The organism is Streptomyces sp. NPDC046197 (assembly GCF_040646295.1).
Lineage (GTDB): Bacteria > Actinomycetota > Actinomycetes > Streptomycetales > Streptomycetaceae > Streptomyces.
Genome location: NZ_JBEYZY010000006.1, coordinates 105,386 through 126,027, shown reverse-complemented (window position 1 = coordinate 126,027; position 20,642 = coordinate 105,386). Strand labels below are relative to the sequence as shown.

The following is a 20,642-nucleotide window of genomic DNA, read 5'->3' as shown; positions in this document are numbered from 1 at the left end:
ACCCTCCTCATCGATGGCATGACTATACGTTTCGCTGCACGTTTATGCAATACTGGTGGATCAGTATGCGGACATCGCCGACCGGGTGCGATCAACCCGGCCGGCGTTCACTCCCCGCCCACTCCGGTCAGTGTGCGCAGCTCGGCCTCCTCGTCGCGGCGGGCATCCGGCCCGGTGCGGTGCCGGACACTGCCGAACCAGCCCAGCACGAAGCCGAGGGGGATCGTGACGAGCCCGGGCATCCGCAGCGGAAACCAGGCGAAGTCCCGATGCGGGAAAAGCGAGTCGGGTGTGCCCGAGACGAGCGGGGAGAACAGGGTCAGGGCCGTGACGACGGCGACACCGCCGTACAGGCACCACAGCATCCCGCGCACGGTGTAGCGGTTCCAGAACAGGGTCTGGACGAGCACCGGCAGCACCACGGAGGCCGCGAGGGTCAGTGCCAGGTAGATGAGCGACAACAGGTTCCAGTCCCTCGACCACACCGCGAGAAGGATCGCAAGTGCTCCGACCACGGCTGTCGCGCCGCGGGCGAGCACCACTTCATGCTTCGGTGACACGCGTCCGCGCAGCAGCGCTTGGGTGAGGACGTCGTGAGCGACCGAAGACGCCGCGGCCAGGAGCAGACCCGTGACGGCGGCCAGCGCGGTGGCGAAGACCGCGCACCCCATGGCGGCGACCAGCACGCCCGAGCCGTCGCCGAGCGCCCGGGAGAGCAGCAGCACGCTGGTCGTCCCGTTCGGGTCCGAGGCGCCGATCGTCGCCGAGCCGACGACGGCGGCGGCGCCGAGTCCCAGCACCACGGCCGCTGCGCAGAAGACGCCGGTCAGGCTCACGGCCCAGCGCATGGACACGCGGGCCGCCCTGGCGCTGCGGGCTCCGTACAGCCGCATGGTGACGTGCGGCATGGTCGCGGCGCCGAGGACGATGGTGAGCTGGAAGCCGAGGAAGTCGAGTCGACCGGTGGACGAGTCGCCGAACTCGAGGCCGGGACGGAGATAACCGTCGCCCCTGCCGCTGCCGGCCACCGCCGCGTCGAGGAGCCTGCCGGGGTTCCACCCGAATCGGTTCAGGACGATGAAGGTCACCACCGTCACGGTGGCGAACAGCACCACGGTTTTCACCATCTGCACCGCGGCCGTGCCCCTCATCCCGCCGAGCGCCGCGTAGCAGACCATGAGCACGCCGATGATGACGGTGCACAGGGGCTTCGCCTCGTTGCCGGTGAACCCGAGCAGGAACGTCACCATCGCGCCGGCACCGGAGAGCTGCACCGTCAGATAGGGCAGGGTGACCGCGAGGGTGACGACGCCGACCGCGATCCGCACCCGGCGGCCGGTCAGCCGGCCGGCGATGGCGTCGCCCATGGTGTAGCGACCGGAGTTGCGCAGGGGTTCGGCGAGGAGGATCGCCGTCAGCAGCAGTGACATCACGGTGGCGCATGCCACCAGCATGCCGTCGTAGCCGGCCAGCGCGATGACGCCGGTGGTGCTGAGCACCGTGGCCGCGGAAATGTAGTCGCCCGCGATGGCCAGCCCGTTCTGAAAGGACGTCAGTGCGCCGGTGCCGCTGTTGCCGGTGTAGAACTCGGCCGGATCGTCCTTCTCGGGGCCGGCCAGCACGCACAGCAGCAGGCACAGGGCGACGAAGACCATGAAGACCACGAGGGTGGTGCCCGGCGAGGCGGAGGACGGGTCGCTCATGCCGTCGCTCCCTTCGCCGCGGCGCGGCGCCGTTGCACGAGATAGGACCGGAGCCGGTCGGCGAGCGGATCGATGCGCTCTGTCGTATGCCGGGCGTGCCGGACGAGGACGGTGGCGACGAGACCCATCTCCCCGAGGCCGAGAGCCATCCCGAGGGTCAAGTGGCCCGTTGTCCGCGCTCCGATCAGGGAGGGGGCGAGGCAGGACAGCGCCGCGTACGACAGATGGCCGCCGAGTACGAGTCCGACGGTGCTGCGCCGCAGCGAGCGGTGCGCCCGGCGCAGCGCCGCCGCGTCGGCCCGTACGTATGCCAGGGGGTCGCCCGTGACGGTCACGGTGGGACCGGCCCGGTGGCTACGGGGAATCCAGGGCTCTTGAAAATCGTCCGATGCTGTCACGAACTGCCTTTCCGGATGCGCTGATCAGGGGGCGAGGCGAGGGCCTGCGCGAGGTTGGGCACGGAGCTGTTTTCCGTGTGCCGCGGCCAACCCGTTGCCGTGGGCGAACATCCTGACCGCCGGGCGCGGGCCCACCCATGGACCCGCGAACAACGCTGGGCCGGCATGACTGTTCCGTGTGACAAAGCCGGTTCGGGGCTGCCGGCGGTACCGCGGGCAGCGGGCCTCGACGGTCCGGCGCACCGCGTTGACAGCGGGGCCGCCGCACCGTATTGACGGTCCGGCGCACCGCATTGATGGTCCGGCGCACCGCATTGACAGCGGGGGCCGCCCGCAACGCACCGCGGGCGCCCGGGGATCCCGCGAGCACCGGGGGATCCCGCGAGCACCCGGAGGGCGGGCCTATCGCAGGCCGGGGACGATCCGGGCGGTCTGCAGCGCGGTGGCCAGGTCCGCGACGTCCTGGGGGTTGTGCAGTGAGCGTCCGGTGAGTGTCTCCAGTCGGCGGAGCCGGTAGCGCACGGTGTTGGGGTGGCAGTACATGGCCTGTGCGGTGTCCGCGGCCGAGCCCCCCGCGGTGAACCATGCGTCGAGCGTGCTGATGAGCAGCGAGCAGTCCTCGGCGGGCAGTTCGCGCAGGGGGCCGAGGATCGTCGAGACGACCCGCTCGGCCTCCGCGGGCGCCGCCGCGACGAGTACCGCGAGCGGCGCGGTGTCCTCGAACCGCGCGAGCCCGGCCTCACCGGCGGGCAGTGTCCCCCGGGCGAGGCGGGCGAACTGCAGGGCCTGCGGAGTTTCCCGCAGTGAGGTGAACGGCCGGCTGACGCCGATGCGCGAGACCGCTTGCCGGCCCAGTACCTGCAGAGCCCGTTCCCGCATCCGCACACTGCGCGAGGACACCACGCCGATCTGCTCGTGGGGCAGCAGCCGCCAGGCCGACCTGACCGCCTCCGCCTCGAGCCGCGATTCGATGTCGGCAAGGGCCTGGCGCCCGATCGCGGGAGTCTCCGCGGCCACCACGACGAAGTCGCCCTCCAGCGGCAGCCGCAGGATCTCGGCGGTCTCCCAGAGGGTCCGTTGCCCGTCGATGAAACCGGCGAACAGCGCCTCGACGAGGACGGAACGCTCGTGCTCGCGCTGCAGCATCAGTTGGGCGGAGGCCTCGCGGTAGCCGCTCACCATCGTGTCCGCGTACTCACCGCTCATCCGCCAGATGTCGGCGGCGAGGTCGACCAGTTGGGAGTCGCCGAGCCGGCTGCCGGCGCGGGCGAGGGCGACCAGTTCCTCCCAGAAGCAGCCGAAGCCGATTCTGTAGGCACTGAGTACTTCGGGGAGCGGGGCGCCCTGCAGGGCCCGTTCCCGGCCGGTCGCCCGTGGCGCCTGAAGGGCGGCGGCGAGGCCGCCGCCCGCGAACTGCTGCAGGACCCGCATGACGTTGTCGTGGACCGACTGCCGCAGCGCGTCACGCGACACCGAGCCCCCGGCCAGGTAGAAGCCGACTTCGGCCCGGATGCGGTCGACGATCGTGTCGGTGAGCCGATCCGCCCCGGCGAACAGGGAGTCGACGACTGCGGGATCGAGCTCTGCGTGCACGTCGGCACTCTAGTGCGGCCCCTTCCCGCCGCACAGAGCCCGGCAGGCATGCGTCCGGCCACCCGAGCGCTTCGTCGCACAGTTACTTCGTCGCACAGCGCTTCGTCGCCAGTTGCTTCGTCACGCACGTCGAGTCGTCGCCCGGGTCTCCGTGTCCCGAGCCTCCGTGTCCCGGGCCTCGGTGCCCCAGGCCTCGGTGTCCGGGCCTCGGTGTTCCGAGCGGAGCCGGTGAACCGCCACAGTCGTACGAACCCGCCGGCTACCGGGAGGCCTGGCGGCACGCCGTCGCCGCGACGTCGCCCGGCACGCCGGCCTGGGTCAGGCCGCTGACGCAGCCGCTCTCGTCGCCCACCAGGCCGTGGTAGCACGCCATCCGGACCGCGTCCGTGACCTCGGTGCCGGTGCTCTGGACGGAGTCCTGGCAGGCCGGCATGTCCGCGTGGGCGGCCGGCGCGGCGACGGCGGCACCGCCGAGGGCCAGGACCAGGCCGGCGAGAACACTGGGGATACGAGCCGAGGGACGCATGAGGATGCACCTGCTCTCTGTGTCGGGTCACGCGGTCCCGGATGCGCCGGACCGCACGTGGGGGCGGCGCCGAGCGGGAGTGCTCCGAGAGCCGGATTCCCCAGGAGGAGCACCACGGGGATCGGGCGGGCGGTGTCCTTGCACCGCCCTGCGGGTGGGGTGCGCTTCCTCCGCGCCACGCCGCCCGGCCGGAACCGCACCACGTCCGCACCGGCCGGGTACGTGCGGGTGTCAGTCGACGATCACGCGGTTGCCGTACCAGCCCGTCCGTTCGGTCGACCGCTCCCGCTGCCTGCGCACCACGTACCGGCCGGGTGCGATGCCCGTCCCACCGTGTTCGGGGTGGATGAGGTGGGCGACCGCCGACGCGTCGAGCAGGCCCAGGGCAAGTCCCGTGGTGTCCCTGACATAGCTGGTCCACCGGCATGTGCCGGGATCGGCGACCAGGGTGTGCGGGTTCCCGCCGGCGGCGCTGCGCAGCAGTTCGACGCCGGCGGCGGGCACCTCGTCCCACACCGCCGGGGTCAGCGTGCGCACGCTCCGGGTGACGAGGGCGTACGGGACGACGATCAGGTCGCCCTGGGCCTGGAGGCCGTCGACGACGGGGATGGCGACCTGACGTTCCAGGTGGTCCAGGACGTCGAGGCCGGTGCGGGCGGTGAGGTCGGCGAGGGTCGTGGTCATCTGCATCACCTTGAAGGTCGTGGAGGCGTGTGATCAGGGTCCTGGAGGCGGGTGATCAGGTACGGCGGACGAGTCGCGCGTAGTGCTCGCCGGACAGGCCGTACGTCCAGCCGGCCGCCGCGACGGGGTCGTCGAAGTGGGCGGGGACGCTCAGGCCGTAGCGGCGGTGGGTGCCGTCCGGCTCCACGGAGCCGTTCACGGCCAGCAGCAGGCGCGCGGGCCTCCCCCACAGTTCGCGCGGCACGTCGTACAGGTGCAGGACGGAGCCGGGGTTTCCGGGGTCGTCGGCGGTGGCCACGTGCCGCAACCCGGCCTGGGTGATGTACGACTGCCAGCCGATCCGCTCGATGGCGCTGCGGCGGACCTCGACATTGCGTTCGGCGTGGATGCGATCGGCGGTCGGGTTCGTGATCACCCAGCGCGGTACGTGGGTGCCGTGCAGGGCGTGGACCAGGGTGTCGTCGGCGAACCGGACGGCCGGGCCGTCGTCACGGTGGAGCCTGCGTTCGCCGTGCAGGGCGTTCGGGAGGGGCTCCGTGTGGATCTCGACGGGGCGTTCCGCCATGACGCATCGGCCCCTGCCGGGCCACCACCAGCCGGTGCTGCGGGCGATTTCGGCCAGCACGCCGAGCAGCCGGGCGTCCCCGGACCGGTACCGGGCCAGGCCGGTGCGGGCGTACAGGTCGTAGTGGGCGATCCAATGGGCGTCGTGCTGTCCGTACCAGGTCTGTCCGCCGAGCCCGCCGTCGGCCGGCATCAGTTCGGCGCGCATCGGGGCGCGTAGACAGTCGTGCAGGGTGGTCCGCAGTGCCCCGTGGACGAGCACGTCGAGAACCCTGTGCAGGGCGACACCGGCGGCGAGGGCCTCGTCGGCGGGCACGGACAGGGGCGGTCGCAGGGCGGAGTGGGACTCGTCGCGGCCCAGGGCGCGATCGAGGCGGCCGCGCAGGGCGTGTACGAGGATCGCCAGTCGCGCGGCCGGGGGCCAGGCGAGCAGGCGCGCGGGCAGGTCGGTGCCCCGCAACTCCGTGCGCGGGAAGGTGCCTTGGTCGTCGAGGACGATCGGCAGTGCCGCCGCCGGCGAGGGCACCCACCGGAACGCGGGGGCCGGTTCGCCGATCATGCGGTAGAGCTCGGTGACGGCTGCTTCGGCCGTGGTCCGGTCGGCCGGGCCGGTGGCGAGGCCGTGCGCCCGCCATTCCTCGCTCAGGGTGCGTGCCAGGGCTACGTGATCTGCTCCCCCTCGGGGAGGCGTCACGGGGCTCACCGGAGGACTTCGAGGTCCGCCTTTCGCATCATCATGCCGAGGATCGTGCCAGCAACCTCCGCGGTGGACAAGCGAGTTATTCCATCCCCTTGCCCCGCTTCGCCGCGTACGCCCGGGCCGCCCGTACGCGGTTGCCGCACTTCGTCGTGCACCAGCGGCGGGCGCCGTGCGAGCGCAGGAACCAGCGGGCGCAGTTCTGGGCGGCGCACTCGGTGAGCTGGTCGGCCTCGGTGCCGGTGAGCAGGTCGGTGGCGTCCTCGGCGAGCAGGGAGAGCGCGGCGGCGGCCGGATTGCCGGTGTCGGGCTCGTCGGCGCGGTGGGGCCCGTCGGCCGGCCAGGCCAGGCGGGGGGTGGAGGGGGCCGCGGCGAGGGCGGAGTTGAGGGCGGCCAGGTGCTCGGGGGCCGGGACCTGCCCGTCGCCGTACGCCGTGAACAGGGCCCGCAGCGCCTCCCGCAGGCCCAGCAGCCGCCCGCACTGCCTGCCGTTCAGCGCGACCCGGTCCGGCAGCAGCCCGTGCCGGACGAGCCACAGGTGCGCGGCCTCGGCGTCGTCGAGCAGGTCGACTGGTCCGTGGCTGAGGGTGAAGCGCGTGTTGACGAGAGCCAGGCAGACGTAGCGCTCCTCGCCCGGGACCGGGAGCTGATGCAGGTAGACGGGGGCTTCGTGATCCACGCTCTCATGTTAATGCTTGCGATTCTCCGTGAGGACGCTTAGCGTGCCTCACGGAAAACCGATAACAAAACCGTGAGAGCCGTGAGAGCCGTGAGAGGTGAGAGGCCATGGGCTTCGACGTGGACGTGCTGCGCGAGGACTTCCCGATCCTGCGACGCACGATGGACAGCGGGGCCCGTCTGGTCTACCTCGACTCCGGGGCCACCACCCACAAGCCGCTCCAGGTCCTGGATGCCGAAAGGGACTTCTACCTGACTCGCAACGCGGCCGTGCACCGCGGGGCGCACCAGCTCGCGGGCGAGGCGACGCAGGCGTACGAGCAGGCCCGGCACACGATCGCCGCCTTCGTCGGCGCGGCGGACGACGAGATCGTCTTCACCAGGAACACCACCGAGGGCATCAATCTGGTCGCCTACTGCCTGGGCCTGGCCGGCCGCGTCGGCCCCGGCGACCGGATCGTGGTGACGGAGATGGAGCACCACGCCAACCTGGTGCCCTGGCAGCAGCTCGCCGAGCGCACCGGCGCGACACTGGACTGGTTCGGGCTGACCGACGAGGGCCGCCTCGACCTGGCCCGGCTCGACGAGCTGATCGACGAGCGCACCAGGGTCGTCGCCGTCACCCATCAGTCCAATGTCCTCGGCACGGTCAACCCGGTGCGCGAACTGTCCGACCGTGCCCATGCGTTCGGCGCGCTGGTGGTGGTCGACGGCGCCCAGTCGGTCCCGCACCGCCCGGTGGACGTACGCGATCTGGGCGCCGACTTCCTCGCCTTCTCCGGGCACAAGATGCTCGGCCCGAGCGGTGTCGGTGTGCTGTGGGGCCGGCGCGAGCTGCTCGCGGGCCTGCCGCCGTTCCTCACCGGCGGCTCGATGATCGAAATCGTCGAGATGGACCGCGCCACCTTCCTGCCGCCGCCCCAGCGCTTCGAGGCGGGGGTGCCGATGACGGCCCAGGCGGTGGGTCTGGCGGCGGCCGTGGACTATCTGCGGATGCTGGGGATGGACGAGGTCGCGGCGCACGAGGACCGGCTCACCGCCCGCGCCCTGGAGCTGCTCGGCGAGGTCCCCGGCGTCCGTGTCGTCGGACCGCGCGACCTGACCGGCCGCGGCTCGGCCGTCTCCTTCACCGTCGACGGCATCCATCCGCACGACGTCGGCCAGGTGCTGGACGAGCGCGGCGTCGCCGTCCGCGTCGGCCATCACTGCGCCCGCCCAATCGTGCGCCGGTACGGCATCCCCGCGACGACCCGCGCGACCTTCTACGTCTACAACACCCCGGACGAGGTGGACGCCCTCGTCGACGGAGTCCGGGCAGCCCAGAAGTACTTCGGGGCCTGACCGCGGGCGACGCTTGACCGGGAGCGCACTCCAGGTCCTACGGTCGTGTCATGACCAGCGGACAGCCCCTCCGAGGTGCTGTTGGGCTGCGCGGGACGGGCATGTCGATCACCGGCGTGCGACGCTTCGCGCCGTTGCGGGCGCAAGGGGACGAGGCAGTCACCGGGCTATCGGCGACATGCCTGGGCACCGCACCGAACCGGCCGACCGGAGCCGTGCTTCGCACCGCGACGCGGCCGCGCCGGACGACGAGATCCATCTCCCGCACGCCCGAAGGGCGCGGGAAACCGCATCGAACGGCTGCCGCACCCGCGGCCGCCGAGGACGGACAAGGACACATGAGCGAGAACACCACCCTTGACCAGCGTTTCGCCCACGGTCTGGAGGTCCTGCGGATGGTCGACGGCGAGGCCGGGCAGCGGGTGGTCGACTCGCTCGCCGACATCAGCCCCGAGCTCGGCAACCAGATCGTCTCCTGGGCCTTCGGCGAGATCTACTCCCGTCCCGGCCTGGCTCCGCGCGACCGCCAGCTGGTGACGCTGGGCATGCTCACCGCCCTGGGCGGCTGCGAGGCCCAGCTGGACGTGCATGTGAACGCGGCCCTGAACGTCGGCCTCACGCCCGAGCAGATCGTCGAGGCGCTGCTGCACTCCGCCGTCTACTGCGGCATACCGAAGGCGCTGAACGCCACCTTCGTGGCGAAGAAGGTCTTCACCGAGCGTGGGCTGCTGCCCCTCGGACCGCAGCCCACGCCGGCCTCCGCCACCTCTGCCTGATCCTGGGGGAAGGTGACGGCGGGCGGACGGCATGAGCGAGGAGCGGAACCGGCATGGGTGAGTTCTGGCCGGTGGCGGACGTGCTGGCCCATCTCGCCGGGAGGTGGCGGGTCGAGCGGACGGTACGGGATCTCGCGAGCGGCGACGAGGGGCGTTTCACCGGCACCGCCGTCTTCAACACGCTCGCCGGCGATACCGAGGGCGGCAGCCCCGCCGGAAGCGACTTCGAGGGCGGCGACCCCGCCGGAAGCGACTTCGAGGGCGGCGACCGCGGCGGAGAGGGTCTGCTGCACCACGAGTCGGGCCGCTTCGTCTGGCGGGGCGCGTCTCGGCCCGCCGAGCGGACGCTGCGCTTCCTGCCCGGGAGCGTGCCGGGCACCGCGGAGGTGCGGTTCGCGGACGGGCGGCCGTTCCACGACCTGGATCTGCGCTCCGGGCGGTATGTCGCCGGCCATCCGTGCGCGGCGGACCTCTACCAGGGGGAGTTCACAGTGCGGGACGCCGACCACTGGCGCGTGGTGTGGCGCGTGCGCGGTCCGGCGAAGGATCTCGTACTGACGACGGACTACGTGCGCGAGGCGTGAGCCGGCGCCCCGTCCAGGCGCAGGTTCCAGCGGCCCGCAAGGCCCGTGACGGTGGTCGTCGACAGCGGGCGGACGTCGATGTTCCAGTACGTCGGCGGTGGGGCCTTCAGGGCGTACACCAGGGCGGCACGGATCACGGAGGGCTCGGCCACGGCGACTATGCGGCCCCCGTCTCCCACGGGGCGGGTGTCCAGCCAGCCGCCGACGCGCGAGATGAAGGCCAGCAGGGACTCACCTCCGTGCGGTGTGGCACGCGGGTTGGCGAGCCAGGCGTCCACCGCCTCCGGTTCGCGTGCCATCGCCTCGCCGAGCGTGAACCCGCGCCAGCGGCCCATGTCGCAGTCGCGCAGAGCGAGCTGGGACAGCGGGGCGTAGCCGAGGGCATCCCCCGTGGCGCGGCTGCGCGGGGTCGGCGAGCAGTAGCGCAGGTCGGCGGCCGCCAGCGGCAGAAGGTCGTGGGCGACGCGCTGCATCTCGTCCCAGCCCGCCTGGTCCAGCGGCCGGTCGTCCTGAAAGCGCTCCGCGAGCAGCGGTGAGCTGCGCGCGGTGGCGACGAACGTGACCCGAAGTGACATGCGGCGATGGTCGGCCGCCGAAGTGCGCAGGTCAAGGGGTGTCACCCGGGAGTTACCCAGGGTTTGCGCAAACTTACTCGAAGCTCAGCCGACAGGGGACACTTCACTCGAAAGTCGGCCGGCACCGGACACATCACTCGAAAACGAGCGCCATCCACTGCTCCGGCCGCTGCAGCGGCCGGAAGCCGAGCTTCTCGTACACCCCGTGCGCATCGTGGGTGGCGAGCGCGATCCGCCGCAGTCCGTGGGGCCGCAGGTGCTCCCGTACGGCACCGACGAGCGCGGTGCCGATTCCCTTGCCGCGGACCACCGGGGCCACGTAGACGTCGCACAGCCAGGCGAAGGTCGCCCGGTCGGTCACGACCCGCGCGTAGGCCACCTGTTCACCGGAGGCGATGTCGAACACCCCGAAGTTGAGCGATCCGGCGATCGCCCGCTCCTGCTTCTCGCGAGGCCGCCCGATCGCCCAGTACGCGTCCGTGGAGAGCCAGTGGTGGACGAGGTCGGTGTCGATGCGGTCCGTGTCGGTGGAGATCTCGTAGCCGTCGGCGGGGCGCGGGATGTCGGTCATGGCGGGAGACTCGCAGGTCGGCGTGGGCATGTCGAACCGATGCCCGCCGGGAGCGGCGACGACGGCGTGATGCGCCGCTACAGCGCTTCTTCGCAGGCCGTCCGCAGGCGCGCCACCCCCTCGGTGATCTCGGCCCTGCCGCCGACCGCGGCGAAGCTCAGGCGCAGATGGGCCGCCGGGGGCTCGGCGCTGAAGTAGGGGCGGCCGGGGGTGATCGCCACTCCGGCGCGCAGGGCCGCGGCGGTCAGGGCGGACTCGTCCGCACCGTCGGGCAGGCGCAGCCACAGGTGGTAGCCGCCGGACGGGATGTGCGGCAGCGCGAGCTCGGGCAGATGGAGACCGAGCGCGGTCGTCATCGCCTCGCGGCGCGTCCTCAACTCGGCCGAGACCGCCCGGAGATGGCGCGGCCAGGCCGGCGAGCCGACGAGTTCGAGGGCCGCCTCCTGCAGTGGCCGTGGCACGAAGAAGGTGTCCACGACCTGGATGGCCCGCAACCGCTCCAGCACGGGCCCGCGCGCGGCCAGCGCGCTGACCCGGAAGCTGGGCGAGGTGGCCTTGGTCAGGGAGCCCACGTGGACGACGACGCCGTCCTCGTCGTCGGCGGCCAGCGGGGCCGGCAGCGGCCCCGCGTCCTCGTGCACGAGCCGCCGTACGAAGTCGTCCTCGACGACGAAGGCACCGGCCTCGCGGGCGATCCGCAGCACCTCGGCGCGCCGCTCGGGGGCGAGCACGGCGCCGGTCGGGTTCTGGAAGAGCGGCTGGCAGACGAAGACCCGGGCACCGCTCGCCCGGAACGCGTCGGCGAGCAGCGCGGGTTTCACGCCCTCGGCATCCACCGGGACGGGCACGGGCCGCAGTCCGGAGGAGCGCGCGATGGCCAGCATGCCGGGGTAGGTGGGCGACTCGACGAGCACGGGGGCGCCGGGCGGGGCGAGGGCCCGCAGGGCGGTGGCGAGCGCGGACTGGCCGCCGGCGGAGACCAGGACCTCGGCGGCCGTGACGGTCCCGCCGGGTCCGCCGATGCTCCGTGCGAACCACTCGCGCAGTTCGGGCAGCCCCTCCAGCGGAGGGCGACCCCAGGCGCCCGGGCGGCGGCCCGCGCGGGACAAAGCCGCGGCCATGGCCCGCTCCGGCTGGAGCGACGGATGCAGATAGCCGCCGCTGAACTCGATCACCCCGGGCGGCGGGGCGGCGAGCGAGACCGTGACACCGGAGGCGTCCACCGTTCGTGGTACGAGGTCGGCGGCGCCGTCCGCGCTCAGCGCGACCTCCTGCCAGGAGGTGTCCCCGACCGAAGCGGCCGGTGTCCGCGGCCGGGCGCGGAACGCACCGGCCCCGGGGCGAGTGACCACCAGCCCCTCGGCGGCCAGCTGCGCCAGGGCGCGCGACACGGTCACCGGACTTACCCGGAACCTCTCGACGAGGGCCCGGCTCGACGGCAGCTTCTCACCGGCAGAGTAGCGGCGGAGCTCCCCTCGCAGCTGGTTCGCCAGTTCGTCGACACTGCTACGCTCCTGCATGAGAGATCAGGATAGCGCTACTGCCAGGACCGGGATAGCGGTCGACATCGACGCCCCACCGGCCCCGTCGATCCCCATGGCAGCCACCACGGCCGGCCGCCCCGCCGCCCGGACCCCGGCCGCCGCCACCGGCACGCAATCGCGGCTGCGCGCCGGCACCCTCCAGGCGGCCCTCGGTGTCGTCGCCTTCTCGCTGACCTTCCCGGCCACCGCCTGGGGGCTGGAGGGCTTCGGGCCATGGACGCTGGTCGCCGTCCGCAGCGTGCTCGCCGCCGTCCTCGCCGGCGGCTGTCTGCTGGCGCTGCGCGTCCCGCCGCCCGCACGCCGCCACTGGCCCGGGCTCGCGGTGGTGGCCGCCGGGGTGGTGCTGGGCTTCCCGCTGCTCACCACGCTGGCCCTGAAGACCTCCACCACCGCACACGCCGCGGTCGTCGTCGGCCTGCTCCCGCTGACCACCGCCGTCTGCTCCGCGCTGCGGGTCGGCACCCGGCCCTCGCGGACCTTCTGGCTGGCGGCTCTGGCCGGCGCGGCCGCCGTGGTCGCCTTCACCGCGCAGCAGAGCGGCGGTGCGCTGACCGCCGCCGACGGTTACCTCTTCGGTGCGCTGCTGGTGTGCGCCGCCGGATACACCGAGGGCGGCCGGCTGGCCCGGGTCATGCCCGGCTGGCAGGTGATCGGCTGGGCCCTGGTGCTCTGCCTGCCGATGACCGCGCCCGCCGCCGCGCCCGCACTGACGTACGAGCCCGTCCACCTGAGCGTCCATGGCCTGACCGGACTGCTGTGGGTCGCGGCCGGCTCGCAGTTCCTCGGCCTGGTCGTCTGGTACCGGGGCATGGCGGCCGTCGGCATTCCCAAGGCGAGCCAGTTGCAGTTGGCCCAGCCCCTGCTCACACTGGTGTGGTCGGTGCTGCTGCTCGGCGAGCACCTGACGGCGGCGGCCCCGCTGACCGCCGCCGCCGTACTCGTCTGCATCGCCGTCACCCAACGGTCGCGCGGCTGATCGGTGGGGACACACCGATCCCAGTCCGCGCCCGCAGCCGTAGAATCAGGCCACGGGCCGCTGCTTCCGCACACGATGAGGAGGCGCTGCAGATGCACGCAACCGTCGGCGACCAGCTTGTCCAGCACGGCAGGGTGGTCGGCCAACACGACCAGGTTTCGGAAGTCGTCGAAGTGCTGGGCGCGGAGGGCAATCCGCCGTACCGCGTTCGCCTGGAGAACGGGCACGAGGCCGTGATGTGCCCCGGGCCCGACTGCCAGGTCCGCCACAGGGACAAGGCACAGGGACAACACTAGGGGGACGAACGCCGCCCCCTGAATTCAGCGCGGGGGTTTCGCCGGCTGCTCGTAGTGGTCGGCGACCACCCGCGCCATCGCGCCGGCCGGGTCCGCCGCGACGTCCTTCGCCGCGAAGAACACGTGTCCGCGCACTTCCGGGTGTGCGTGGGCGAGGGTGAGGTGCCGGGACAACTCGGCCGGGTCCTGCCAGGCGGCGCCCTGCGTGGGATCGCCCGCCCGGTACAGTGCCTCCCCCACGTACAGCTTGGTCCGGCTCCCCTTCGCCACCTCCGCCCACCAGGGCACCAGTTCTGCGTAGTCGGCGGCGGCGAAACCGATGTTCCAGTACAGCTGCGGTACGAGGTAGTCGATCCAGCCCTCGCGCACCCATTTCCGGGTGTCCGCGTACAGGTCGTCGTACGTCTCGGCGCCCGCCTGCGTGTCCGAGCCGCGCGGGTCGGTCGAGGCGTTGCGCCACACGCCGAAGGGGCTGATTCCGAACTGGGTGGCGGGCCGGATCGCCTTGATGCCGGCGGCCGTCTCCCGGACCAGCGCGTCGATGTTGTCCCGCCGCCACGCGGCCCGGCCGGCGAAGCCACTGCCGTACCGGTCGTAGGCCGCGTCGTCGTCGAAGGACTGGCCCGCGACCGGGTACGGGTAGAAGTAGTCGTCGAAGTGGACGCCGTCCACGGGGTACTTGCGCACCGCGTCGAGCATCGCCTTCTGTACGAAGGCCCGGACCTCGGGCAGGCCCGGGTTGTAGTAGAGCCTGCCGCCGTAGGGCACCACCCAGTCGGGGTGCTTGCGGGCCGGGTGCGAGGCGACGAGCCGGGCCGGGTCGTCGTGGGTGGCGACCCGGTAGGGGTTGAACCAGGCGTGCAGTTCCAGGCCGCGGGCGTGCGCCTCCTTCACGGCCGTACCGAGCGGGTCCCAGCCGGGATCCCTGCCCTGGGTTCCGGTCAGATACTGCGACCACGGTTCGTAGGGCGAGGGCCACAGCGCGTCGGCCGTCGGCCGGACCTGCAGGAACACCGTGTTGAGCCGGCGGTGCACCGCCGCATCGAGGAGGACGGCCAGTTCGCTGCGCTGCCGGGCCGCGCTCAGCCCGGTGCGCGAGGGCCAGTCACGGTTCAGCACGGTCGCCATCCACATGCCGCGCATCTCCGTGACGGTGCGCCGGCGCGGCCCTGCGGTCCCCTTGCCCGGACGTGGTCCGCCGGTGCCCGGGGGTGGCGCGCCGGTGGCGGCGCCCGGCCCCTGACCCACGGCCGCCGCACCGCGCGTCGCCGTCAGCGTCGACAGCGCGGCGACGGTGAACACCCGCCGTGACACTCGGCCCATCCGGCACTCCCCTACGCCATGGATCCGTGTGATCACGGACCGTCTCCGCGCACAGCATGCCCGACCCGGGTGATCGATCATCGTCGGCGCGGGGGTAACGTGCACGATCGGAGCAGGCATCACGACCAAGGGCCGCCTGCCACCGCCGTAGATCAGCGAAAGGGACGATGTGAGCGGCATTTCGGCAGACATTGCGCGCGTCGGAGTGGTGGGGTGCGGCCAGATGGGTGCGGGCATCGCCGAGGTGTGTGCCAGGGCCGGCCTGGACGTCAAGGTCGCCGAGACCACCGGCGAGGCCCTGGAGATCGGCCGCACCCGGCTGTTCAACTCCCTGGCCAAGGCGGCCGAGCGCGGCAAGATCACCGAGGAGGAGCAGGAGGCCACGCAGGCGCGGCTGAGCTTCACCACCGACCTCGGCGAGTTCGCGGACCGCGACCTCGTGATCGAGGCGGTTGTGGAGAACGAGCAGGTCAAGACCGAGATCTTCCAGGTGCTCGACCAGGTGGTGACCCGGCCGGACGCCATTTTGGCCTCCAACACCTCCTCGATCCCGCTGGTGAAGCTCGCGGTCGCCACCGCGCGCCCGGACCACGTCATCGGCATCCACTTCTTCAACCCGGCCCCGGTGCAGAACTTGGTCGAGCTGATCCCCGCGCTGACCACCTCCGAGGGCACCCTCAGCCGGGCGCAGCTCTTCACCGAGAAGGTGCTCGGGAAGCACGCGATCCGCGCCCAGGACCGCTCCGGCTTCGTCGTCAACGCGCTGCTGATCCCGTACCTGCTCTCCGCCATCCGGATGTTCGAGTCGGGCATCGCCAGCCGCGAGGACATCGACAACGGCATGGAGCTCGGCTGCGCCCACCCCATGGGCCCGCTGAAGCTGTCCGACCTGATCGGCCTCGACACGGTCGCCTCGGTGGCGCACTCGATGTACGAGGAGTACAAGGAGCCGCTGTACGCCGCTCCCCCGCTGCTGCAGCGCATGGTGGACGCCGGCCGGCTGGGCCGGAAGAGCGGGTCGGGCTTTTACACCTACCCCTGACCTGCGCGAACGAACACCGCAAGGGAAGAACTCAGCAGAACACCGAAGGCCGCCACACGTGATCCAGGTGGCGGCCTTCGGTGATCGTCAAGAGTCTTCAAACGCCCGATCGCCTGTGGCCTCCGCCGTAGCGGGCGCCGTGCACGTACAGCTCCGCCGACTCCTGCACCCGCTCTGCCGGCAGTGCGGCGAGCAGTGACCCCATGGCTCGAAGATCGTTTGCAGCACATGAACAAAGTAGCTCTCGCTGCCACGGCCGCCCTGTTTGCCGGCGCCTTCCTCATGGGCGCCGCCCCCGTGTACGCGGCAGACGCCGCGCCCACCCCTGGCCCGTCAGCAAGCCCCGTCCCGAATCCGATTCACGCTTGTCCTGCGAACGTGTTGGAGGTCCTCTTCGGCTGCCGAAAGAACTAGGAGAAGTACCGGCCGACGAACCGTGCCGACCTGCGAGCAGGCGTTGCAAGACGCGCGGTCAGTGAGGCCGAACTGAGCAGCCTGCCGCTCCCCCGCTGCTGCAGCGCATGGTGGACGCCGGCCGGCTGGGCCGGAAGAGCGGGCCGGGTTCTGCACCTGCCCCTGATCGCCACCTGTCCCGGATCACCGCCTACGTCTGATTACACAGCGTTTGCCGTTTTGCTCACGCGGGCCCGGCACCGTCGGACGGTGCCGGGCCCGCGTGTTTCACACGCCGTGTGCGTGGCGGACCCGCATATGCCCCTCGCACACTCTCCCCACGCGCCCACCAGGCGAGTTGACTCATCATGCGCATGCAAGGGATGTGAGACGACTACGGAAAGGAGCGGATCTGTGACCGCCGATCCCGAGCATCCCGTCCTCCCTGGGGAACTCGCAGAGTTACGGCGCCGCCTCGATGTGGCCTACGCACGCGTCGAGGGCGGGCTGGCGCTGCTCAGCCATCGCACCGAGGAGACGGCCAAGGAACTGGACGAGCTGCACACCCGCATCATTTCGCTGGAGCACGCACGCTGGCCGCTGCCCGCGGTCGCCGCCCTGACAGCCGTCGGCGCACTCGTCGCGACCGTCTGGCAGGTTCTGGCGCACTAGGCGGCCGAGGGCCGAGGAGCAGGACACCGGTGGGGGAATCGATCAGGGCTGGGTGTCCTGCCCGAGCCTGAGATGATGCAGCAGGAGTAACGCGGCCGCCATGTTCGCGGCCGGGACCTCACCGCGGGCGACCATGTCGGGAACGAGTTTGAGGGGAACCCAGTCCCGGCGGTCGGACTCGAAGTCGTCCACGGGATGTCCGACGTACTCGCCCTCGTCCGACCAGTAGATGTGATGCCGGGCGTCGGTGAGGCCGTTGGACGGCTCCACGCTCATGAGGTGGTGCAGGGGCCCCGGCCGCCAGCCGGTCTCCTCCTCCAGTTCCCGGGCGGCCGCACGGGCGATGTCCTCGCCGTCCTCGACGACCCCCGCCGCCAGTTCCCACCCCCAGCTGTCGGTGATGAAGCGGTGGCGCCACAGGAGGAGTACCTCGTTGGCCTCGTTCACCACCGTGGCCACGGCGACGGGCCGCAGCCGTATGAGGAAGTGGTCGAGGTGCCGGCCGTCGGGCAGCTCGACATCTGCGAGATTGACGCTGAACCAGCGGTTTGCATACACAGTTTGTTCGTTCCGCTTCGTCCACTGCACGGTTCTGCCACCTTCCGTCGAGTAAGTGGCAATATCGCAGCCGGGGCGACCTGACAGGAGGCGCACAGCGAGCCGCTCACGGCACAGCGGTGGGCGCAGTGGTCCGCGCAGGGGTACGCAAAAGCTTGCCCGAGCAGCGGTTTCGGGGTCGGTCAGCCCGCCGTCACAGCGGTACGCGCAGTGCCCCGTCGATCAGTTCGGCCGCCTCGGCCGTGCCCGCGCAGCCGCTGCGCACCAGGTACTCGCGCACCGCGCGGAGTCTGTCCCGCAGCCGCTGGGACTCCATCCCGCGGGCCTGCTCGGCCATCTGGACCGCGGTGGCCACCGCCTTGTCGGCGTTGCCCTGGCGCAGCTCGATGGTGCTGAGCATCGCCAGCCGGTGCACCCGGCCCCGGTCGTGCGCGGGATTGCCCACGGCGGCCGCGGCGTGCTCCTCGGCGGCCGCCAGCTCGCCGAGGCTCAGCAGCGCCTCCGCCACCTGGACGTTGACCAGGCCCGGCTGTACATAGCCGGTCTCGTCGGGTTCGTATCCGCGGCGGATGTGTTCTGCGGCTGTCTCGGCCCGCCGGATGCAGGACAGCGCGCTCGTGCCGTCGCCGAGGTGGGCGTACGCCTTGGCCTGCATCGCGTACAGGTCCGAGGCGAGCGCGGGGGTGATGTGCTTGCCGGCGGCGCGGAGTGCGGCCTCGGCGAAGGCCACCGCCTGGCGGTACTCCCTCATGAACAGCGACTGGTTGACCAGCAGCGCGATGACATACGCCCCGAGTCCTCGGTCGCCACTTGCCTTGGCGAGCCTGAGCGCCTGGTGGAAGTAGCGCTGGGCCAGGCCGTGCGCGTCGGAGTCGTACGCGCAGATGCCCGCGATGGCCACCAACCCGCCGGTGGCACGGTGCAGTTGGCGACCGGTGGCGTCGGTGTAGCCGCCGCGCAGCAGCGGTGCGGCCTCCGCGTTGAGGAAGCCGACGATGCGACTGCGGGTCGCTATGCCGCCCGCCTTGCGGTACATCTGCTCGTAGTGGGTGCGGGCGGCGCGGAGCATCGCGATGTCGGCCGGGGTGACCCGGTGCCGGCCGCCGCGGGAGACGTCCACGTCCTCGGGCGGGTTCTCCCACTCCCACACGGGCATGACGGCGGGGGTGCCGGTGACGGCGGGCGCGCCGAGTATGTGCGGACGCTGCTGCTCGTCGGAGCGCCACAGGGCGGTGGCGCGTTCGACGAAGCCGGACAGCGAGGTGCCGTGCGGGACGGCCGGCTCACCGGGCACGCCGAGGCCGATGTCGTCGAGCGTGACGGGCCGGTGCAGCCGGGTGGCGAGCACCTCGCAGATCAGGTCGGGAACCTGGCCGCGCGGCCGCTGTCCCTTCAACCACCGGGCCACGGCGGTGTGTTCGTAGCGGAGCGCGAGTCCGCGCTTGCGGCCCGCCTGGTTGACGTGGGCGGCGAGACCCGCGTGCGAGATCCCGGCCTCGTCCAGGATCGCGTCGAGCAGTGTGTTGGGCTGCATGTCGGGCCCCCCGGTGGCTCGGTGCCGACAGCGTAGTGCGTTCCGCTTCACACGGGGTGTGAACGGAGTACGCGAATCCGGGCTGTGCGCGCGCTGTCGCGGAGAGTTTCCCGCCGGTTGACTGAAATGCCTCGTAAGAGGCCGGCCGGGCCGCCGGCTCCCCCTCGTACAGTGCGGCGGCCCGCTTCCGCGCCGTCCGCCCAGCTGCCTGCCCGACACTCCGTGGCGGGGCGGGCGGCGCCGCCGGTGACGCCGGCAGCCGACACCCCCTACCGGTGCTTGGTCGGCTGTGGGTGCGTTGTGGCCGGTCGCGCAGTTCCCGGCGCCCCTGGTGAGCGTACGTGGGCCGACAGGCTTCGGTCGTTGCGCAGAACCAGCACCGCTACGTCGTCGGCGGGACGTTCTCCGGTGTGGCGCCGGAGTCGGGTGAAAACGGTGCGGAGCAGTGTCTGCGGGGACGCGGTGCGGTCCCGGACCGCCTCGGCCAGGACGGCCGGCAGCGGAAAGAACCCGCCATGGGTGTCCCGTGCGTCCTCCACGCCGTCGGTGTACAGGACCAGCGCGTCGCCGGACGGCAGGCGGCCCACGCGCGCGGCGGTCAGGTCGGCCGGCAGCGGGAACGGGCCCAGGGGTGGCAGCGGGTCGGCGCGGGCGAGGGGCTCGACGCCGTGGGCGCTCACCAGATACGGCCAGGGGTGCCCGCAGTTGAGGGCGTGCACCTCGCCGTCGGCGTGGATCTCCAGGAGCAGGACGGTGACGAACTCCTCGGCGACCGGGCTGTCGGGTTCCCGGCCGGTCGAGGGATGCTCGGCGCGAGCCCGTTCGCGCAGGTGCCGGGCCAGCGCCCGCTCCAGCCGACGCAGCACGCCGGCGAGTTCGGCCTCGTCGTGCACGGCCTCGCGGAAGCTGCCGAGCACCGCGGCGACGGTGCCGAGGGCGGCCAGTCCGTGCCCGCGGACGTCGCCCATCACGACCCGTACGCCGTGCTCGGTCGCGGTCACCTCGTACAGGTCGCCGCCGACGGCGGCACCGCGGTCCGCCGACAGCTGGGCGGCGGCCAGGCTCAGCCCGTCGACGCGCGGCGGCAGCGGCCGCAGCAGCACGCTCTGCGCGGCACCCGCGACCGCGCGCGCCTGCCGCAGCTCGCGCAGCAGCGCCCGGCGGACATGGAGCACGAGTCCGGTGCCGACGGCGAAGAACACTGCGCTGGTGACGATCCGCGCCTCGAGGCCGGTCTGCTGCGCCAGTGGGCAGGCCAGCTTGAAGGTGACCGCCATCGCGCCCCAGGCCGTGGGCGGCCCAAGACCGAGGGCACGGCGCAGCGGCCGGAGGTCGGGTTGTTTGCCGTGCAGCGAGCGGCCGGGGCCGCGGCCGCCGGGCCGCACCCATGCCGGAAGTCCCCGCCGGGCGGGTACCCGGGAGTCCTTGCGGGACCACGCCCCGTGCGGAGCCCCAGCCCTGATGCGGATCATGCCCATGGCCCCCCAAAGGCCCTGACAGCGCAGACCGGCCCCGAGAGGCCGGTCCGATTCTGCCGACCGCATCCCCGCATCGGGACGGATCAACAGGAGCTGCCACCCGAACGAGTGAGGGATCTTCGGACAGCCCGCATTT

Annotated in this window: 21 protein-coding genes; 7 read left to right on the top strand and 14 right to left on the bottom strand. The window is 72.1% G+C overall.

Annotation, left to right across the window (positions count from 1 at the left end):
- Nucleotides 1–107: 107 nt before the first annotated feature.
- The 7 genes from AB0A61_RS10900 to AB0A61_RS10870 form a co-directional block, all read right to left on the bottom strand.
- Nucleotides 108–1,703: a cation acetate symporter gene (locus AB0A61_RS10900; RefSeq protein WP_361289486.1), complete on the bottom strand. Its 1,596-nt coding sequence runs from the start codon at nucleotides 1,701–1,703 to the stop codon at nucleotides 108–110.
- Nucleotides 1,700–2,038, bottom strand: coding sequence for a DUF485 domain-containing protein (locus AB0A61_RS10895; protein ID WP_361289483.1), 339 nt, complete (start codon nucleotides 2,036–2,038; stop codon nucleotides 1,700–1,702). The genes AB0A61_RS10900 and AB0A61_RS10895 overlap by 4 nt, the downstream gene beginning before the upstream one ends.
- 465 nt (nucleotides 2,039–2,503) lie before the next feature.
- On the bottom strand, nucleotides 2,504–3,694 hold the full coding sequence (locus AB0A61_RS10890; RefSeq protein WP_361289480.1) for a helix-turn-helix domain-containing protein: 1,191 nt from the start codon (nucleotides 3,692–3,694) through the stop codon (nucleotides 2,504–2,506).
- A gap of 259 nt (nucleotides 3,695–3,953) precedes the next feature.
- Nucleotides 3,954–4,220, bottom strand: a complete 267-nt coding sequence (locus tag AB0A61_RS10885) for a hypothetical protein (RefSeq protein ID WP_361289477.1) — start codon at nucleotides 4,218–4,220, stop codon at nucleotides 3,954–3,956.
- A gap of 231 nt (nucleotides 4,221–4,451) precedes the next feature.
- Nucleotides 4,452–4,904 carry a hypothetical protein gene (locus AB0A61_RS10880; protein ID WP_361289475.1) on the bottom strand — a complete coding sequence of 151 codons (453 nt, stop codon included), beginning with the start codon at nucleotides 4,902–4,904 and terminating at the stop codon, nucleotides 4,452–4,454.
- A 55-nt stretch (nucleotides 4,905–4,959) separates the two neighbouring features.
- Nucleotides 4,960–6,162 carry a DUF6745 domain-containing protein gene (locus AB0A61_RS10875; protein ID WP_361289472.1) on the bottom strand — a complete coding sequence of 401 codons (1,203 nt, stop codon included), beginning with the start codon at nucleotides 6,160–6,162 and terminating at the stop codon, nucleotides 4,960–4,962.
- A gap of 85 nt (nucleotides 6,163–6,247) precedes the next feature.
- Entirely contained in the window at nucleotides 6,248–6,844 is a 597-nt protein-coding gene (locus AB0A61_RS10870; protein WP_361289469.1) for an ABATE domain-containing protein, read from the bottom strand.
- Nucleotides 6,845–6,951: 107 nt separating this feature from the next.
- Between AB0A61_RS10870 and AB0A61_RS10865 the strand changes: the two genes are divergently transcribed.
- The 3 genes from AB0A61_RS10865 (at nucleotide 6,952) to AB0A61_RS10855 (ending at nucleotide 9,544) form a co-directional block, all read left to right on the top strand.
- Entirely contained in the window at nucleotides 6,952–8,184 is a 1,233-nt protein-coding gene (locus AB0A61_RS10865) for a cysteine desulfurase (protein ID WP_361289466.1), read from the top strand.
- Between the two features lie 338 nt (nucleotides 8,185–8,522).
- Entirely contained in the window at nucleotides 8,523–8,960 is a 438-nt protein-coding gene (locus AB0A61_RS10860) for a carboxymuconolactone decarboxylase family protein (protein WP_361289463.1), read from the top strand.
- A 53-nt stretch (nucleotides 8,961–9,013) separates the two neighbouring features.
- Complete coding sequence (locus AB0A61_RS10855) at nucleotides 9,014–9,544, top strand: DUF6314 family protein (RefSeq protein WP_361289460.1); 531 nt, start codon at nucleotides 9,014–9,016, stop codon at nucleotides 9,542–9,544.
- Here AB0A61_RS10855 and AB0A61_RS10850 read toward each other — a convergent pair.
- From AB0A61_RS10850 to AB0A61_RS10840, 3 genes are all read right to left on the bottom strand, one after another.
- Nucleotides 9,526–10,119: a histidine phosphatase family protein gene (locus tag AB0A61_RS10850; RefSeq protein WP_361289458.1), complete on the bottom strand. Its 594-nt coding sequence runs from the start codon at nucleotides 10,117–10,119 to the stop codon at nucleotides 9,526–9,528. The genes AB0A61_RS10855 and AB0A61_RS10850 overlap by 19 nt on opposite strands.
- Before the next feature lie 133 nt (nucleotides 10,120–10,252).
- Nucleotides 10,253–10,690 carry a GNAT family N-acetyltransferase gene (locus AB0A61_RS10845; protein ID WP_361289455.1) on the bottom strand — a complete coding sequence of 146 codons (438 nt, stop codon included), beginning with the start codon at nucleotides 10,688–10,690 and terminating at the stop codon, nucleotides 10,253–10,255.
- A 77-nt stretch (nucleotides 10,691–10,767) separates the two neighbouring features.
- On the bottom strand, nucleotides 10,768–12,210 hold the full coding sequence (locus AB0A61_RS10840) for a PLP-dependent aminotransferase family protein (protein WP_361289452.1): 1,443 nt from the start codon (nucleotides 12,208–12,210) through the stop codon (nucleotides 10,768–10,770).
- On the opposite strand from AB0A61_RS10840, the gene AB0A61_RS10835 reads away from it, so the two are divergent.
- Together AB0A61_RS10835 and AB0A61_RS10830 are read left to right on the top strand one after the other, a co-directional pair.
- Complete coding sequence (locus tag AB0A61_RS10835) at nucleotides 12,209–13,210, top strand: DMT family transporter (protein ID WP_361289449.1); 1,002 nt, start codon at nucleotides 12,209–12,211, stop codon at nucleotides 13,208–13,210. The two genes, AB0A61_RS10840 and AB0A61_RS10835, sit on opposite strands and share 2 nt — an antisense overlap.
- Before the next feature lie 92 nt (nucleotides 13,211–13,302).
- Nucleotides 13,303–13,506 (top strand): DUF1918 domain-containing protein, encoded by a 204-nt coding sequence (locus tag AB0A61_RS10830; protein ID WP_361289446.1) that lies wholly within the window; start codon nucleotides 13,303–13,305, stop codon nucleotides 13,504–13,506.
- 24 nt (nucleotides 13,507–13,530) lie between these two features.
- On the opposite strand, the gene AB0A61_RS10825 is transcribed toward AB0A61_RS10830, so the two are convergent.
- Nucleotides 13,531–14,829, bottom strand: a complete 1,299-nt coding sequence (locus tag AB0A61_RS10825) for a family 10 glycosylhydrolase (RefSeq protein ID WP_361289443.1) — start codon at nucleotides 14,827–14,829, stop codon at nucleotides 13,531–13,533.
- Nucleotides 14,830–14,998: 169 nt separating this feature from the next.
- Here AB0A61_RS10825 and AB0A61_RS10820 point away from each other — a divergent pair, with 169 nt between their 5' ends.
- Both AB0A61_RS10820 and AB0A61_RS10815 read left to right on the top strand, forming a co-directional pair.
- The gene (locus AB0A61_RS10820; RefSeq protein ID WP_361289440.1) at nucleotides 14,999–15,871 is read left to right on the top strand and encodes a 3-hydroxybutyryl-CoA dehydrogenase; all 873 of its coding nucleotides are present in this window, start codon (nucleotides 14,999–15,001) and stop codon (nucleotides 15,869–15,871) included.
- Between the two features lie 807 nt (nucleotides 15,872–16,678).
- Nucleotides 16,679–16,936, top strand: a complete 258-nt coding sequence (locus AB0A61_RS10815; RefSeq protein WP_361289437.1) for a hypothetical protein — start codon at nucleotides 16,679–16,681, stop codon at nucleotides 16,934–16,936.
- Nucleotides 16,937–16,978: 42 nt separating this feature from the next.
- On the opposite strand, the gene AB0A61_RS10810 is transcribed toward AB0A61_RS10815, so the two are convergent.
- The 3 genes from AB0A61_RS10810 to AB0A61_RS10800 form a co-directional block, all read right to left on the bottom strand.
- Nucleotides 16,979–17,524: an NUDIX hydrolase gene (locus AB0A61_RS10810; RefSeq protein WP_361289435.1), complete on the bottom strand. Its 546-nt coding sequence runs from the start codon at nucleotides 17,522–17,524 to the stop codon at nucleotides 16,979–16,981.
- Between the two features lie 163 nt (nucleotides 17,525–17,687).
- A complete protein-coding gene (locus AB0A61_RS10805) occupies nucleotides 17,688–19,028 on the bottom strand; it encodes a transcriptional regulator (protein ID WP_361289433.1) in 1,341 nt (446 codons plus the stop codon).
- 269 nt (nucleotides 19,029–19,297) lie between these two features.
- Nucleotides 19,298–20,305, bottom strand: a complete 1,008-nt coding sequence (locus AB0A61_RS10800; protein ID WP_361290018.1) for a PP2C family protein-serine/threonine phosphatase — start codon at nucleotides 20,303–20,305, stop codon at nucleotides 19,298–19,300.
- Between the last annotated feature and the right edge of the window lie 337 nt (nucleotides 20,306–20,642).